This is a genomic window from Actinobacillus arthritidis, from assembly GCF_029774155.1.
Classification (GTDB): Bacteria; Pseudomonadota; Gammaproteobacteria; order Enterobacterales; family Pasteurellaceae; genus Actinobacillus; species Actinobacillus arthritidis.
The window spans coordinates 387475-402218 of record NZ_CP103833.1 but is presented as its reverse complement, the minus strand read 5'-3'; the positions used below and the strand labels follow the sequence as shown (position 1 = coordinate 402218).

Here is a 14744-nt window from a genome sequence, read left to right as displayed (position 1 = left end):
CGCAAGTTTCTCTTTTATTTTATTTTCTTTTCGACAGGATTACCCAATGGGAATTTATGCATATCTTTGTTTCCTCTCGGCTCTGTCAATTTTACTCGGGTTTATTACAAGTAAAATTAGTGCCAAAGTACAATCAACTATAGCCATTACCGGCTGCGATGGTCTGTTCTCTGCTAGTTTGGATTTTAGGTTCTTTAGGTTTATTTCATATCGATACAATTGCCAAAGAAGTGATGGAGCAAATTGACTTTAAAAGTTTCTTACTGAACGGGATTTTAGGTTTCTTATTATTCGCCGGCTCATTAGGCGTAAAACTGCCGATTCTTAAAGATCAAAAATGGGAAATTACCACTTTCGCTCTCTTTTCAACACTCGCTTCTACCTTTTTTATCGCCGGTTTAATTTATGCAATTAGTTACCTTATCGGCTTACCGATTGATTTCATTTACTGCGTCGTATTCGGTGCATTAATTTCACCTACCGACCCGATTGCTGTTTTAGCAATCATCAAAAACTTACGTGCACCCAAACGCTTATCAATGCAAGTAGAAGGCGAATCGTTATTTAATGACGGGGTCGGTTTAGTGATTTTTGTGACCGTCTTTGCTGTGGCATTTGGCGGTCAAGAAGCAACTTTCTCAGGTATTATGGGCCTGTTTATGCACGAAGCGATTGGAGGTATTTTATTCGGCTTTGTATTAGGTTTTATCGCCCATATTTTAATTTCATCTACTGATGACGGTTCAATGGAGATTTTGATTACCTTAACCATTCCGACTGCCGGTTTTATGTTTGCCAGTAACGTATTACACGTATCCGGTGCATTAGCAATGGTGGTAGCCGGTATTATGATGGGAAACTGGACTCGTCATTCGGGTTTTTCAGAACAAAGCCAACGTTATTTAGACCATTTCTGGGAAATGATTGATCACTTCCTCAATTCTTTACTGTTTTTCCTCATTGGTTTCGCATTATTATTGGTCGATTTTGATATTTACGGCGTCATTTTGATGATTGTCGCTATTCCAGTTTGCTTAGCCGCACGTTATTTCAGTTTATGGATTCCATTCAAACTGATGCAACAATTCCGTACCTATAACCCTTACACTCTTAAAATTATGAGCTGGGGCGGATTACGTGGCGGATTGGCATTAGCAATGGCATTGTCTATTCCAAGTAAAGTCGCATTTGCTGGCGATATTGATGTCAAAGATCTTATTTTAGTCATGACTTATGCCGTAGTCATGTTCTCTATCTTGGTACAAGGCTCAACCATTGAACCCATGATTCGAAAATCAAAAACAGTTGATCCAAATAGAGAAGAATATTTAAAACCAAGCGGTCATTCTTCGCTTTAATTTTGCAAATTTTAGTTGAAATTTAACCGCTTTATCTTTAAAATTCGCCACTCCTGTCCTAGCTGAGTTAGAGATCGGCTATGGATGTATTATCAACCCTTAACGAAAAAGGATATTAAAATGTCTCTAAGCGTAGAAGCAAAAGCAAAAATCGTTGCTGAATTTGGTCGTGATGCAAAAGATACTGGTTCATCAGAAGTTCAAATCGCATTATTAACAGCTCAAATTAACCACTTACAAGCACACTTTGCTGAGCATAAAAAAGATCACCACGGTCGTCGCGGTTTATTACGTATGGTTTCACGTCGTCGTAAATTATTAGACTACTTAAAACGTACTGATCTTGCTAAATATTCAGAAACTATCGCACGTTTAGGTTTACGTCGCTAATTTCGAATTGAAATCAGAAGAGCCGAGCTATTTAGCTCGGTTTTTTTATATAACTTTTATTTTTAAGGAAAGTATCTCAATGGCATTTAGCTCATTATTTACACTATTAGATGATATTGCGGCAGTTCTGGATGACGTATCTGTCATGACTAAAGTTGCCGCCAAGAAAACTGCCGGCGTAATCGGAGACGATTTGGCACTGAATGCAAATCAAGTTAGCGGAAAAAATATTAGCCCCGAACGTGAATTACCTATCGTTTGGGGCGTAGCCAAAGGCTCGTTTATCAATAAAGTTATCTTAATTCCGCTTGCCCTACTCTTATCCATTTATTTACCACAAGCCATTCTTCCTTTATTGATGATTGGCGGTGCTTATCTATGTTTTGAGGGAGTAGAAAAATTATTACATAAATTCCTACACAAAAATGATCATCACTCCGACACAGAAGAACAAGTTTCTGAACAAGACAAAATCAAAGGTGCAATCCGTACTGATTTTATCTTATCAGCAGAAATTATTATTATCGCATTAGGTGTATTACAAGAATCATCAACGATGATCAAAATTCTTTCTCTTTCAAGTATCGGGATCGGGATCACTGTTTTTGTATATGGTTTGGTTGGATTAATTGTAAAACTGGATGATATCGGTTTATGGTTAATGCAGAAGAAAAGCGGCTTATCGCAATCTATCGGTAAAGCTCTACTTGTGATTATGCCATGGTTTATGAAATCACTTTCGGTTATTGGGACAATTGCGATGTTCTTAGTTGGTGGCGGTATTTTCTCGCACAATATTGCCGAAATTCATCATTTTGTTGAACACTTAGGTATTCCGGCACAATTCGCAAGCCTCGTTGATTTTGTGGTAGGTATTATTATCGGCACAATTTGTTGCCTAATCATTTTGCCGTTAATGAAAGTATTTAGTAAAAAACACTAATCGTATGCATAAAAAAGCCGTTTATCTAATCCTTAATAAACGGCTTTTATTTATATGTTAGAGAAATTAAACGGTTGGTATTACTTCACCTACAGTCTGAACTTCCTCTTTCTTATCCATATTGACTTCTTTCAGATTAATCGCACGAATACGCTCAATTAATGCGGTATCTTGTGTCTGCTCTGCAACGTGTAATGCCATAATACGGTCATTTGCTACACATTCTTGATGTTCAAGTAATTGCACAAAATACGCTTTAGCTTTATCAAATAAACCCTCTCGCGTATAGATATATCCCAATGCTCTTGCATAATCATCAGAATAGTGGACATCTGCCTTATCCGCTCTTTTCGCAAGCACTTTGACTAATTTACTGTTCTCTGAAACTTGTAAACGGGTTAACTGCTCAAGAAGTGGTACAAGTACATCATCTTCATATTTTTTCACGGTTTCAAGTGCAATTTCTTGTGCAGAATCATGATCATCGGTATCAATTAATCGTTTGATTAAACCAGTACGGACATAAATTGATTTACGGCGACGGCTCGGTTGATTTTCCCACCACGTTAATAATCCGTCTTGACCTTCCTCATTCATTTTTTCATCAAGTAAACCGTCATCAACAAAATGCGTTAACTCATCATATTCCTCTGTAGACAAGAAGCTACGTTGACCAATATTTTCCAATACGCTGTCTAACGCATTATAGGCTTTAGAGTCTTTATAAATATTAATCGCTAAACGAAGCACTTCCATATTATGCGGTGCTAATTCGATTAAACTATCAATTGCACTACGTGCCGCCGGTAATTTATTCTGCTGAACTAAAATACGAGTACGAGCCAATTCTACCGCAACATTATTTGGTCCTGCCAATTCTCCTGCCTCAATTAAATATTTATTGGCGGCAAACTCATCACCACCTTGCTGAGCGACTTCTGCCGCTTTAATTAAATTGAGAACAGGCTCATCTGCGTGTTTAGCATTTTTACTAAATAATTTTTCAGCCTTAGAATAATCGCCTTCGCTCATTTTCATTAATCCTTCTAAGGTTTCTTGCTGAGCTTTTTTATGTTTACGATTAAAGAACCAATTATATGATCCTTTACTTAGGCGACAAAAACGGCTAATCAATACTTCAACGGAATAAACGGCTGACATTGCGATAATAAAGAAAACCACTAGCATCACCAGGCTCATTTCGACGACTTTCGTATCCGTTTCAATACGTACATAGCCCTGACTACCGGCAATATAAGGACCGACAACTAAGCTTACCAGTAATAACAGCATTAAAAAAAGAACTCTAAACATATCTTATTCTCCTTGCGGTGCAACTGGCGTCACCTGTTCAGTTTGAGGCTGAGCAGGCTGTTGCGGAGCTGATTCTACCGGCTCATTTTTTACTTCCGGAACTATCGGCTGGGTCAATTCTTTTTCCGCTTTAATTTCAATCTTTTCAACTGTTTGCGGAGCTTTATTTAAGAGATGATCCAGTAATTCAATACTTTTCAGACGATTAGGTGCATCAATATAAACGGATTGTTCACTCAAATCATCTAACTCTTTAAGGAAATTTTTAACATTTTCATTTTGGGTTTCAAAATAACTTCTAATCCAAGTGCTTACTGCATCTAACGATTGTTTATAAAGCTCATTTTGTTGACGAGGAATTGCTAAAATCGCAATTTGTAAACGTAGGCGAATATTCTCACGTAAATAAACTTCTTGATTCGGAGCTACAAATGCTTTTTCATCCGCTTTATTACGATCGCTCACACGAATAAAATGATCTAAGAAAGAACTCGCACTTTTCTCAATATTTTTTTGCCAGTCTTGAATTGAATCACTTACTTCACCGCTTGCCATTTCATTTTCTTCGATTGCTTCATTCGCAATCATTGGTAAATCATCTAAGCGATTAGCAAGTGTTGTCAGACGTTGCATTAAGTTATTTTGATCAACTTTATTCACATTAGCAATCTGAGCTAAATCGCTTTTGATTGCACTACGAACATTGGCTACTTCTGTATTAGAAACTTGTGCCAATACTGCATCAGCCTCTAATAACAGATTTTTCGCCGTATCAATATCGTTATCTAATACTAGTTTACGCAATGCATTATTTAATAAGAAATCCGCATCCGATAATTTCCAAACCACCGATTCAGATTGGGGCACACCACTTACTTTCTGTAACTGCGTTTTTAGCCCATTAATTTGGTTGGTATAAGTTGCTTGTTCCTGCTCTAACTGACTAATACGCTCTAAGGCTTTTTGATATGATGTTGCTAATTCAGCAAGCTGTGCTTTTTCTGCATCAAAATTAGGCATATCTGTTGGTGTTACCGAACTAGGTTGCCCGGCAATTTTAGCCATTTGCTGTTCTACCTCAGCAAATTTTTTATTTGCCATATAATGACCGGCTCCACCCACAGCGATTGCAACCAATAACGCTAATAATCCAATAGCTTTACCACCAGATTTTTGCACAATGACGGTTTTTTCATCCGTTTTCTGTTCCACTTTGACATCCTCTTTACTCGATTGAGAAGCGGTTTCTTTTTCAGGATTTTTTACAACATCCTCTTTTTCGGTTGGTGTTGCTTCTTGTTCCACCTCAGATATAGCCGTTTCAACTACCTCTTCAGTTTGTTCAATAATCTGCTTATTCTTTGACATACTTCCCACCTTAGTTAAATTTGCCGATAAATTTTAATATGCTTTCTAATAAACTATTATTATCCGCTCTCTCTGAAAGCAGAACCTTATTTTGATGCCAGCCTAATTGATACGCCATACTTGCAATACGTGTACTCACTACAATCAAATTACACTCAACTAACCAAGCACGATCATCTTCTGCGGTTTGCTCGTATAAAGTTTTTAAAATTTCACCGCTTGTTACCACTATCGTATCAACACCGGCTCTCTTACATAAACTCATTTTTTCTGCAAGATTTTCTTCTACATATTTGCGACGGTAACATTCTAAACACTGAACGTCAGCACCTCGAGAAATCGCTGTTTCCGCCAACAAATCACGTCCTGTTTCAGCACGCAAGATTAATAGATTTTTACCGCTTAAATCTTGCATTTCATCTAATAAGAGTAATCCCTCGCTATTTTCAGAAATAATCGGGTAATGCACAGGTTGTTCACTACGAGATGAAAAATATTGAGCCGATTGTTTGCCAACGGCAAAATATTTTAAATCACTACGATAATGAAAACCGGTTTGTTCTAATGTGTCTGAAACGAAATCAATTGCTTGTTTTGATACAGCAAACACATAATCACCACTATTCAGTCGGGCCATTACTGATGGAAGCAAAGGCAATTCTGCTCCTGCTTCTAGCGTAAACAGCGGTTGATGAATCGCAAAAATTTGATGCTGAGTCAACATTTCCAGCAATTCTTGTCCCCGGTGATCCGGACGAGTAATTAACACATTCATTTTTATGCGTCTTTATATACTTCTTCGAGAATTTTATCCGCACCTTGAGCAAGTAATTGCTCCGCCACGTTAATCCCAAGCTGTTCAGCCTGTTCGATTGTAGCAACACCGGAAGCTCGAATAATTGTTGAACCGTCAAGAGATCCAACCAAAGCATTTAAGGTAATCTCATTGCCATTTAATGTTGCAAAACCACCGATAGGAACTTGGCATCCACCTTGTAAACGTGTATTCATCGCTCGCTCTGCCATTACACAACAAGCGGTCGGATTATGGTTTAAACTTGCAAGATAATTTAACACTCGCTCATCATTCACTCGCGTTTCAATTCCAACTGCACCTTGACCGGCGACAGGTAATGATTGTTCAACGGCAATAAAACTACGAATACGTTCCGCCATTTCCAAACGAATTAAACCGGCGGACGCAAGAATAATCGCATCATATTCGCCATTATCCAATTTAGATAAACGCGTTCCAACATTACCACGCAAAGATTTCACTTCCAAATGCGGATATTTTGCCATTAATTGACATTGACGACGTAAACTTGATGTCCCTACAACCGCTCCAGCTGGTAACTCATCTAAATTTTGATATTTATTTGAAACAAACGCATCACGAGGATCTTCTCGCTCACAAATCACCGCTAATCCTAAACCTTCCGGAAACGTCATCGGCACATCTTTCATTGAGTGAACGGCAAGATCCGCACGATTTTCTAACAGTGCTAATTCTAATTCTTTGACAAATAAACCTTTACCACCGATTTTAGCTAACGGCGTATCCAAAATCACATCACCTTTAGTGACCATCGTTACTAATTCGACCGTCAGTTCCGGAAATCGTTTTTCTAATTCGCTTTTTACAAAATTTGCTTGCCATAATGCTAATGGACTTTGGCGTGTTGCAATACGTAATACGTCTTTCATAGGAAATTTCATTAATTCAGTTGTCGTTATATAAATACTGTTATCCTACCATTAATTAGAGTCAACTGCCAAAATTTCTGTGTAAAGTTAGTATATTGTTAATCAAAGGTTTATGTTGTTATTTCTGATAATTATTACAAAAAATAAAATTTGATATAGATCAAAAACACCTCTAAAGAGTTATAAATTTATATGCAATTTACTCCTTTTCGAGTAATAATTTCATCAGTTAAAAAATTTTAGATTTTTAATTTTTAGAGGAACCAAACTATGGCTAACAATGCAAAAAATGCACAACCATATGATGCTCAAACTGAAGTAAACGAGCTTGTTGAAAACGGTTTAAAAGCTCTCGAAGAATTTCGCCAGCTAAATCAAGAGCAAGTCGATTACATTGTGGCGAAAGCCTCTGTTGCGGCACTAGATAAGCACGGTATTCTGGCAATGCATGCTTATGAAGAAACCGGTCGAGGTGTATTTGAAGACAAAGCAACTAAAAACTTATTTGCTTGCGAATACGTAGTCAATAATATGCGCCACTTAAAAACAGCTGGCGTAATAAGTGAGGATGATGTCACCGGTATTACTGAAATCGCAGACCCAGTTGGTGTCGTATGCGGTATCACACCAACAACGAACCCAACCTCAACCACCATATTCAAAGCGTTAATCGCTCTCAAAACCCGTAATCCTATCGTTTTTGCTTTCCACCCTTCCGCTCAACAATCATCAGCTCATGCCGCACAAGTTGTTTATGATGCGACTATTGCCGCCGGTGCTCCAAAAACTGCGTGCAATGGATTAAAACACCATCAATGGAAGGCACATCAGCATTAATGAAACATCCGGGGATCGCAACTATTCTAGCGACCGGTGGTAATTCAATGGTTGAAGCAAGATATTCTTGTGGTAAACCGGCATTAGGCGTTGGGGCAGGTAACGTACCAGCTTATGTAGAAAAAACGGCAAAATTAGAGCAAGCTGTTTATGACATTGTGATGTCAAAATCGTTTGACAACGGTATGATTTGTGCATCTGAACAAGCGACTATTGTCGATAAAGAAATTTACGCTGATTTTGTTAAAGAAATGCAATCTTACGGCGTTTATCTCGTGAATAAAAAAGAGAAAGCGCTTTTAGAAAAATTCATTTTCGGTGTAGATAAAGCGAAAGACGAAAACTGTGCTGGTGCAAAACTAAATGCGGCGGTTGTAGGTAAACCGGCGACTTGGATTGCTGAACAAGCCGGTTTTAACGTACCGGAAAAAACCAATATTTTATTAGCAGAATGTGCATTTGTTGGCGAAGGTGAACCACTAACTCGTGAAAAACTTTCACCGGTTTTAGCATTATTAAAATCAAATTCAACCGAACACGGTTTAGAACTTGCTGAAGCCATGGTAAATTTCCACGGTTTAGGTCACTCTGCGGCAATTCACACCCAAAATGCCGAATTAGCCAAAACATTCGGTGAACGTGTTAAAGCGATTCGTGTGATTTGGAACTCTCCGTCAACATTCGGTGGTATCGGTGACGTATATAACTCATTCCTACCGTCCCTCACATTAGGTTGTGGTTCTTACGGTAAAAACTCCGTAGGCAACAACGTAAGTGCAGTGAACTTAATTAATATTAAACGTGTGGGCAGACGGAGAAATAATATGCAATGGTTTAAAGTGCCATCAAAAATCTATTTTGAGCGTGATTCAATCCAATATCTTAAATCAATGAAAGATGCGGAGAAAGTGATGATTGTTACCGACCGTTCAATGGTAGAACTTGGTTTTGTCGATAGAATTACCGAGCAATTACGTCAACGTCGTAATCACGTAATGATTCAATTATTTACCGATGTTGAACCGAATCCAAGTTTACAAACCGTGCAACGCGGTACAGAACTTATGCGTAGCTTCCAACCGGATACCATTATTGCATTAGGTGGCGGTTCACCAATGGATGCGGCAAAAGTAATGTGGTTATTCTATGAACAACCGGAAGTGGATTTCCGTGATTTAGTTCAAAAATTTATGGATATCCGCAAACGTGCGTTCAAATTCCCACAATTAGGTCGTAAAGCGAAATTTGTCGGCATTCCAACCACATCAGGTACAGGTTCTGAAGTTACTCCATTTGCGGTAATTACTGATGGCGATATTAAATATCCGTTAGCAGACTACTCATTAACTCCAACCATTGCAATTGTTGACCCTGCGTTAGTAATGTCAGTACCGGCTCACGTTGCGGCGGATACAGGTTTAGACGTATTAACCCATGCAACCGAGGCTTATACTTCAATTCTTGCCAACGACTACACTGACGGTTTAGCATTACAAGCAATTAAACTGGTATTCGAAAACTTAGAAAAATCAGTAAAAGAATTTGATGAAGTTGCGCGTGAGAAAATGCACAACGCATCAACCATGGCGGGTATGGCATTTGCGAATGCGTTCTTAGGTATTTGTCACTCAATGGCGCATAAAATCGGTGGTAAATTCCACACCATTCACGGTCGTACCAATGCGATTTTATTACCACACGTGATTCGTTATAATGGTACTCGCCCTACTAAAGTGGCAACTTGGCCGAAATACACTAACTATGTTGCAGATAAACGTTTCCAAGACATCGCTCGTATTTTAGGTTTACCTGCGGCAACACCGGAAGAAGCGGTGGAATCTTATGCAAAAGCCGTACACGATTTAGCAGTACGTTGTGGCGTGAAAATGTCGTTACGTGAGCAAGGTATTGATGAACAAGAGTTCTTAGCGGCTCGTCGTGAGCTTGCATTAAATGCCTTTGAAGACCAATGTACACCGGCAAATCCACGTCTTGCAATGGTTGCTGATATGGAAGAACTAATGACTAAGGCGTATTACGGAAAATAAACCGTTCAAATCCTTATTGATGATTGATGAAATGCACAAAGGGCTAACTAATGTTAGCCCTTTTTTTGAATCTTTAAGAAATGAAATGTAAATCTTAGCGTTATGCAAACAATCATTTAATTTATACCGCTTGCTATCCTTCAAACTCTCGTAACCAAACGGAAGATATAAAAAAATCCCCGAAAAAACTTTCGGGGACTAAACCAATAAGGAAAAAAGTAATTAATTACTTTAACTTAACCAAGGAAATATCTATGAAAACAGTAAGGAATCTTTCTGATTAATAATGGCGGTGAGAGGGGGGATTCGAACCCCCGATACACTTTCGCATATACACGCTTTCCAGGCGTGCTCCTTCAACCACTCGGACATCTCACCGAACTATTAACAATATACATTAAAGTATATTTGAAAGATGTGGGAACTATACCGATTTTTCTTACTCTAATCAAGTATTTTATTTGCAAATTAAATTAATTATCACACTAAAATATCTTACTGTCCCACACCTGTACAATTTGGCGATTTTGGTACAACACCATTTATTTCATCCCATTCCGAAAGTGTATAAGTATGTAAAGCAAGAGCATGTACACCCTGTTCCAATTCATAAGCAAGACAGCTATAAATTGCTCTATGACGAGCTACTGTTCTCATATTATCAAAATGAGAGGTCACGATCGTGACTTTAAAATGCGATTCAGATCCACGTCCTGAGCTATGCATATGGCTTTCATTTTCAATGTTAAGAACATGAGGCTGAAATTGTGCCGTTAATTTCTCTCTAATTGTATTTTCTACCGACATTTTTATTCCTTATGAATTGCTAATTCAGAGTTGATAAGTAATAATTAATAACGATTTACTCGCGTTACTATTCAGATACGCATTATCCATTATTTCTTATCAATTAAAAGGATATCTTATGAAATTCTCAAAAAAAGCCTTACTTGTTGCAACAACACTTGCAACGGCAGTATTAACCGGTCGCCAGTCTCAATCTAATGTATTAACATTCACAACACCAAGTCCGACAGCTACGTTTAATACAAATAACCAAACCGTCGCGGTAAGTGTGATGACTCAAGATTTACGAACTTCTCGTGAAGTTGCCGCTTATACTAAAAGTGGTCAAGTTACTCGTTTAACCTCTAGCCCAGAAGTTGGTTTAATGTTCCAACAAGCAGTTCAACAAGATTTAAATGCGAAGGGTTTCCAAATTGTACAAGGTGCGGCAAATGCAAATGTTATCGTAAGCGTTCGTAAATTCTTCGCTACCGTAGAACAAGGTAATTTACTCTATAAAGTTAATGCTGAAGTCGGTGTCGAAGTTGCAGTTAAAGGCCCTAAAGGCAATTTTAGTAAAAACTTTAACGCGACTCGAGGTTATGAAGGTGCATCTGTCACAACAGATAACGATGATATTAAGAAAGTATTAGCTCAAGCCTATGATGATGTCGTTAAAGCTATCTATAATGATAATGAAGTCGCCACTGCAATTCATCAATTTAAATAGTTTAACAATATAAAGCGGTCTGATTGCCTAGATTATTTGTAAATCGTACTGAAATCAGATCGCTTTATCCATTAAATAATAACTTATGCGTATCCCAAGAATTTACCATCCCGAATTATTAGCGAGTCAAACCAGTTGTATTTTAAGTGAAGATGCGCCGAATCACGTCGGCCGTGTGTTACGTATGACAGAAGGCGAGCAAATTATTTTATTTGATGGCTCAAACCATATTTTCCACGCAACATTACAAGCGGTCGGAAAAAAACAAATTATTGCCAAAATTGATGGCAGTGAATTGGATAATCGTGAATCCAATTTGCCGATCCATTTAGGACAAGTGATTTCTCGTGGCGATCGAATGGAATTTACTATTCAAAAATCGGTTGAATTAGGCGTAAAAACCATTACGCCGCTTTGGTCTGAACGTTGCGGAGTTAAACTGAATGATGAACGCCAAGACAAAAAATTACAACAATGGCAAAAAATTGCGATTGCCGCTTGCGAGCAATGCGGGCGTAATGAAATTCCTGAAATTCGCCCGATTATGAAGTTAACTGACTGGTGTAAAGAACAAGATGATATGCTGAAATTAAATCTTCATCCTCGTGCGAAATACACCATTCGCCAGTTACCAAATGTGCCTGAAGCCGGTGTACGTTTATTAATCGGCTCGGAAGGCGGATTATCTGCTGAAGAAATCGCAATGACCGAAACTGAAGGCTTCACCGAAGTTTTACTTGGCAAACGCGTCCTGCGTACAGAAACCGCCTCACTTGCGACCATTACCGCCCTACAAGTTTGTTTTGGAGATATTTAATGTTAGAAAATTTACAAGGCAAATTTTTGATTGCAACGCCGGAAATTGATGATGATTACTTTGATCGTACCGTGATTTATATTTGCGAACATAACAGTAACGGTGCGATGGGCTTAGTGATTAATACCCCAACCGACTTATCCGTATTGGAATTGATTACCCGTATGGATTTCCAAATGGCAAGTCAACGTAATTATCATAAAGATCAAATGGTCTTAAGCGGTGGACCGATCAATCAAGATCGCGGATTTATTATTCATACTAAAACTGAGCAAGAATTTTTACATAGTTACCGAGTGACTGATGATATTTTGCTCACAACTTCCGGCGATGTACTAGACAGCCTCGGTAAACCGGAAGCACCGGAAAAATTTATTGTCTGTTTAGGTTGCGCTACGTGGAAACCAGAACAACTCGAACAAGAAATCGCACGTAATTACTGGTTGATTTCTGAAGCGAACGACAAAACCTTATTCGAAACTGGTTATTTAGAGCGTTGGGTAGAAGCAAATGAAATGCTCGGTATTTCCGGTGTGTTAGCCCGTGCTGGTAGAGCCTAATGACGGCTTAAGTAGCGGTCAAAAATAAATCATTTTTTGCAAAAGGATAATATGGCAAGAACAATTCTCGCATTCGATTTCGGTACTTATAGCATCGGTTGTGCGGTCGGACAAGATATTACCGGCACAGCACAAGGACTTCCCTCTTTTAAAGCACAAGATGGGATTCCTAACTGGGATCAAATTGAAAAAGTGATCAAAGAATGGCAACCGGAACGCTTAGTAGTCGGTTTACCGCTCAATATGGACGGCGCGAGCGTACGCTGACCCAAAGAGCGAAAAAATTTGCGAATCGTTTAAACGGACGCTTTAATTTGCCGGTTGAGTTACAAGACGAACGCCTTACAACTGTGTCCGCGAAAGCGGAAATTTTTGAACGAGGTGGCTACAAAGCCTTAAAAAAAGATAAAGTAGATTCGATTTCCGCCTGCTTAATTTTAGAAAGTTGGTTTGAAACCCAATAAAAAAATAGTAAGACCGCTGATTTGAACAACGCAAAGAAGCGGTCTAATTTTTGGATTTTTTTGCAAGTCTAGGCCAAATGTTCCACACGGTTAAACTCAACTAATTCAGCCTTACCATTCTCAACAACTGCTCGGTTAATAGCGGTGTTAATCACAAAACAGTGTTTAGTTTCGTCACGACATTCCGACCAATGCAAGCCTCGTAATACCGCTGTGAGAACAGTTAATGTCATACCATGTGCAACAATTAATACGTTTTCATTATTTTGGTGCAACTGAGCAATTTGATTAAACACTTTAATCACTCGATTATAAAGATCTTCATAAGTTTCACCGCCATTCGTTTCCGCACGATATTCTGCCGGTGTTTTTTTCATCGTCCAATATTCATCAATTGAGTATAAATCGACCGATTTAGTGCCTTCCCAAAGCCCAAAATCAAACTCATTTAAACCGAAATGGTGAAAGTGCGGAATATTCTTCTCGTTATTTTCCGCCAAAATATAATTTGCGGTATCTTGCGCACGTTTTTGCATACTGGAATAAGCGGCGGAAAATTTAACCTCTTTTAACGCTCTCCCCGCTTTTTTCGCCCCTTCAATACCTTCTTCAACCAAAGGTGAATCACCTGAGCCTTGCAAACGCCCTTCTAAATTCCAAACGGTTTTCCCGTGGCGGACTAAATAAATGTTGAGTGCCATATTCAATTCCCTGTTAAAATAGACAAAATTTATCGGAGTATAGCAAAAAATGACTGAAAAATTGACTATTTGCTTCCAACATCACGACTTTGTTGTGATTGATAAACCCGTCGGGATGAGTGTGCACAAAGACGAGGAAGCGGTCGGATTAACCGAAAAACTCGCCGAACAATTACAAGTGGAACAAGTTTGGCTGGTACATCGCTTAGATAAAGTTACGTCCGGCTTATTAATTTTCGCTTTGAACAAACAAGTCGCCGTGCACTTTTATCACTTATTTGAACAGCATAAAATCGAAAAAACCTATTGGGCATTAAGCGATCAAAAACCGAAAAAGAAACAGGGTAAAATTAGCGGTGATATGCAAAAAAGCCGTAACGGCGCATGGAAACTGTGCCATAGCAAACAGAATCCTGCCGTGACTCAATTTGTTTCGCATTCGCTTGAGCCAAATTTACGCCATTTTATTTTGCAACCAAAAACCGGTAAAACGCATCAATTAAGGGTGGCAATGAAAAGCTTAGGTAGCCCGATTTTAGGCGATCAACTTTATACTGGTACAGCGGCGGATCGGGTGTACTTACATGCTTACCAGCTAAAATTTAAATATCAAGGCGAATCTTTCTGTATCCAAAGCTCACCGACAAGCGGTCAATTTTGGGCAAAAATTTGCAATACTGAGCATATAAAAAATATTTAATGCTATAATTTTATACATCAT

At 38.6% G+C, this 14744-nt stretch carries 12 protein-coding genes, 1 tRNA gene and 3 pseudogenes; 9 read left to right on the top strand and 7 right to left on the bottom strand.

The window, feature by feature from the left end:
* The first annotated feature begins 46 nt into the window (after positions 1 to 46).
* The 3 genes and pseudogenes from NYR89_RS02015 to NYR89_RS02005 all read left to right on the top strand — a co-directional run bounded on the left by NYR89_RS02015 (position 47) and on the right by NYR89_RS02005 (position 2691).
* Positions 47 to 1358 (top strand): annotated as a pseudogene (locus NYR89_RS02015) (cation:proton antiporter).
* 120 nt (positions 1359 to 1478) lie between these two features.
* On the top strand, positions 1479 to 1748 hold the full coding sequence (gene rpsO / locus NYR89_RS02010) for a 30S ribosomal protein S15 (RefSeq protein ID WP_005597777.1): 270 nt from the start codon (positions 1479 to 1481) through the stop codon (positions 1746 to 1748).
* 79 nt (positions 1749 to 1827) lie between these two features.
* Positions 1828 to 2691 carry a DUF808 domain-containing protein gene (locus tag NYR89_RS02005; RefSeq protein ID WP_279446127.1) on the top strand — a complete coding sequence of 288 codons (864 nt, stop codon included), beginning with the start codon at positions 1828 to 1830 and terminating at the stop codon, positions 2689 to 2691.
* A 66-nt stretch (positions 2692 to 2757) separates the two neighbouring features.
* On the opposite strand, the gene NYR89_RS02000 is transcribed toward NYR89_RS02005, so the two are convergent.
* From NYR89_RS02000 to hemC, 4 genes are read right to left on the bottom strand one after another with little or no spacing between them, the layout of a single operon-like run.
* Complete coding sequence (locus NYR89_RS02000) at positions 2758 to 4005, bottom strand: heme biosynthesis protein HemY (RefSeq protein ID WP_279446126.1); 1248 nt, start codon at positions 4003 to 4005, stop codon at positions 2758 to 2760.
* Between the two features lie 3 nt (positions 4006 to 4008).
* Positions 4009 to 5373, bottom strand: coding sequence for a uroporphyrinogen-III C-methyltransferase (locus NYR89_RS01995; protein WP_279446124.1), 1365 nt, complete (start codon positions 5371 to 5373; stop codon positions 4009 to 4011).
* A 10-nt stretch (positions 5374 to 5383) separates the two neighbouring features.
* A complete protein-coding gene (locus NYR89_RS01990) occupies positions 5384 to 6148 on the bottom strand; it encodes a uroporphyrinogen-III synthase (RefSeq protein ID WP_279446123.1) in 765 nt (254 codons plus the stop codon).
* Positions 6149 to 6150: 2 nt separating this feature from the next.
* Positions 6151 to 7080: a hydroxymethylbilane synthase gene (hemC, locus tag NYR89_RS01985; RefSeq protein WP_279446626.1), complete on the bottom strand. Its 930-nt coding sequence runs from the start codon at positions 7078 to 7080 to the stop codon at positions 6151 to 6153.
* Between the two features lie 270 nt (positions 7081 to 7350).
* Between hemC and adhE the strand changes: the two are divergent.
* A pseudogene (gene adhE / locus NYR89_RS01980) lies at positions 7351 to 9902 on the top strand (bifunctional acetaldehyde-CoA/alcohol dehydrogenase); the annotation flags it as partial.
* Positions 9903 to 10252: 350 nt separating this feature from the next.
* On the opposite strand, the gene NYR89_RS01975 reads toward adhE, so the two are convergent.
* A tRNA-Ser gene (locus tag NYR89_RS01975) sits at positions 10253 to 10343 on the bottom strand.
* A 117-nt stretch (positions 10344 to 10460) separates the two neighbouring features.
* Positions 10461 to 10772, bottom strand: coding sequence for a BolA family protein (locus NYR89_RS01970; RefSeq protein WP_279446122.1), 312 nt, complete (start codon positions 10770 to 10772; stop codon positions 10461 to 10463).
* A gap of 118 nt (positions 10773 to 10890) precedes the next feature.
* Between NYR89_RS01970 and NYR89_RS01965 the strand changes: the two genes are divergently transcribed.
* From NYR89_RS01965 to ruvX, 4 genes and pseudogenes are all read left to right on the top strand, one after another.
* The gene (locus NYR89_RS01965; RefSeq protein ID WP_279446121.1) at positions 10891 to 11481 is read left to right on the top strand and encodes a YajG family lipoprotein; all 591 of its coding nucleotides are present in this window, start codon (positions 10891 to 10893) and stop codon (positions 11479 to 11481) included.
* A gap of 85 nt (positions 11482 to 11566) precedes the next feature.
* A complete protein-coding gene (rsmE, locus tag NYR89_RS01960) occupies positions 11567 to 12298 on the top strand; it encodes a 16S rRNA (uracil(1498)-N(3))-methyltransferase (protein WP_279446120.1) in 732 nt (243 codons plus the stop codon).
* Positions 12298 to 12858 (top strand): YqgE/AlgH family protein, encoded by a 561-nt coding sequence (locus NYR89_RS01955; protein ID WP_279446119.1) that lies wholly within the window; start codon positions 12298 to 12300, stop codon positions 12856 to 12858. The genes rsmE and NYR89_RS01955 overlap by 1 nt, the downstream gene beginning before the upstream one ends.
* Before the next feature lie 51 nt (positions 12859 to 12909).
* Positions 12910 to 13322: pseudogene (gene ruvX, locus NYR89_RS01950) on the top strand (Holliday junction resolvase RuvX).
* A gap of 68 nt (positions 13323 to 13390) precedes the next feature.
* Here the strand turns inward: ruvX and NYR89_RS01945 are convergent.
* Positions 13391 to 14023, bottom strand: a complete 633-nt coding sequence (locus NYR89_RS01945) for a histidine phosphatase family protein (RefSeq protein ID WP_279446118.1) — start codon at positions 14021 to 14023, stop codon at positions 13391 to 13393.
* A gap of 49 nt (positions 14024 to 14072) precedes the next feature.
* On the opposite strand from NYR89_RS01945, the gene NYR89_RS01940 reads away from it, so the two are divergent.
* Positions 14073 to 14723 (top strand): TIGR01621 family pseudouridine synthase, encoded by a 651-nt coding sequence (locus tag NYR89_RS01940; RefSeq protein WP_279446117.1) that lies wholly within the window; start codon positions 14073 to 14075, stop codon positions 14721 to 14723.
* The last annotated feature ends 21 nt before the right edge of the window (positions 14724 to 14744 follow it).

Bases quoted from the DNA above. Each gene is read 5' to 3' on its own strand.
- rpsO (WP_005597777.1), top strand. From the start codon at position 1,479: ATGTCTCTAAGCGTAGAAGCAAAAGCAAAAATCGTTGCTGAATTTGGT.
- NYR89_RS02005 (WP_279446127.1), top strand. From the start codon at position 1,828: ATGGCATTTAGCTCATTATTTACACTATTAGATGATATTGCGGCAGTT.
- NYR89_RS02000 (WP_279446126.1), bottom strand. From the start codon at position 4,005: ATGTTTAGAGTTCTTTTTTTAATGCTGTTATTACTGGTAAGCTTAGTT.
- NYR89_RS01995 (WP_279446124.1), bottom strand. From the start codon at position 5,373: ATGTCAAAGAATAAGCAGATTATTGAACAAACTGAAGAGGTAGTTGAA.
- NYR89_RS01990 (WP_279446123.1), bottom strand. From the start codon at position 6,148: ATGAATGTGTTAATTACTCGTCCGGATCACCGGGGACAAGAATTGCTG.
- hemC (WP_279446626.1), bottom strand. From the start codon at position 7,080: ATGAAAGACGTATTACGTATTGCAACACGCCAAAGTCCATTAGCATTA.
- NYR89_RS01970 (WP_279446122.1), bottom strand. From the start codon at position 10,772: ATGTCGGTAGAAAATACAATTAGAGAGAAATTAACGGCACAATTTCAG.
- NYR89_RS01965 (WP_279446121.1), top strand. From the start codon at position 10,891: ATGAAATTCTCAAAAAAAGCCTTACTTGTTGCAACAACACTTGCAACG.
- rsmE (WP_279446120.1), top strand. From the start codon at position 11,567: ATGCGTATCCCAAGAATTTACCATCCCGAATTATTAGCGAGTCAAACC.
- NYR89_RS01955 (WP_279446119.1), top strand. From the start codon at position 12,298: ATGTTAGAAAATTTACAAGGCAAATTTTTGATTGCAACGCCGGAAATT.
- NYR89_RS01945 (WP_279446118.1), bottom strand. From the start codon at position 14,023: ATGGCACTCAACATTTATTTAGTCCGCCACGGGAAAACCGTTTGGAAT.
- NYR89_RS01940 (WP_279446117.1), top strand. From the start codon at position 14,073: ATGACTGAAAAATTGACTATTTGCTTCCAACATCACGACTTTGTTGTG.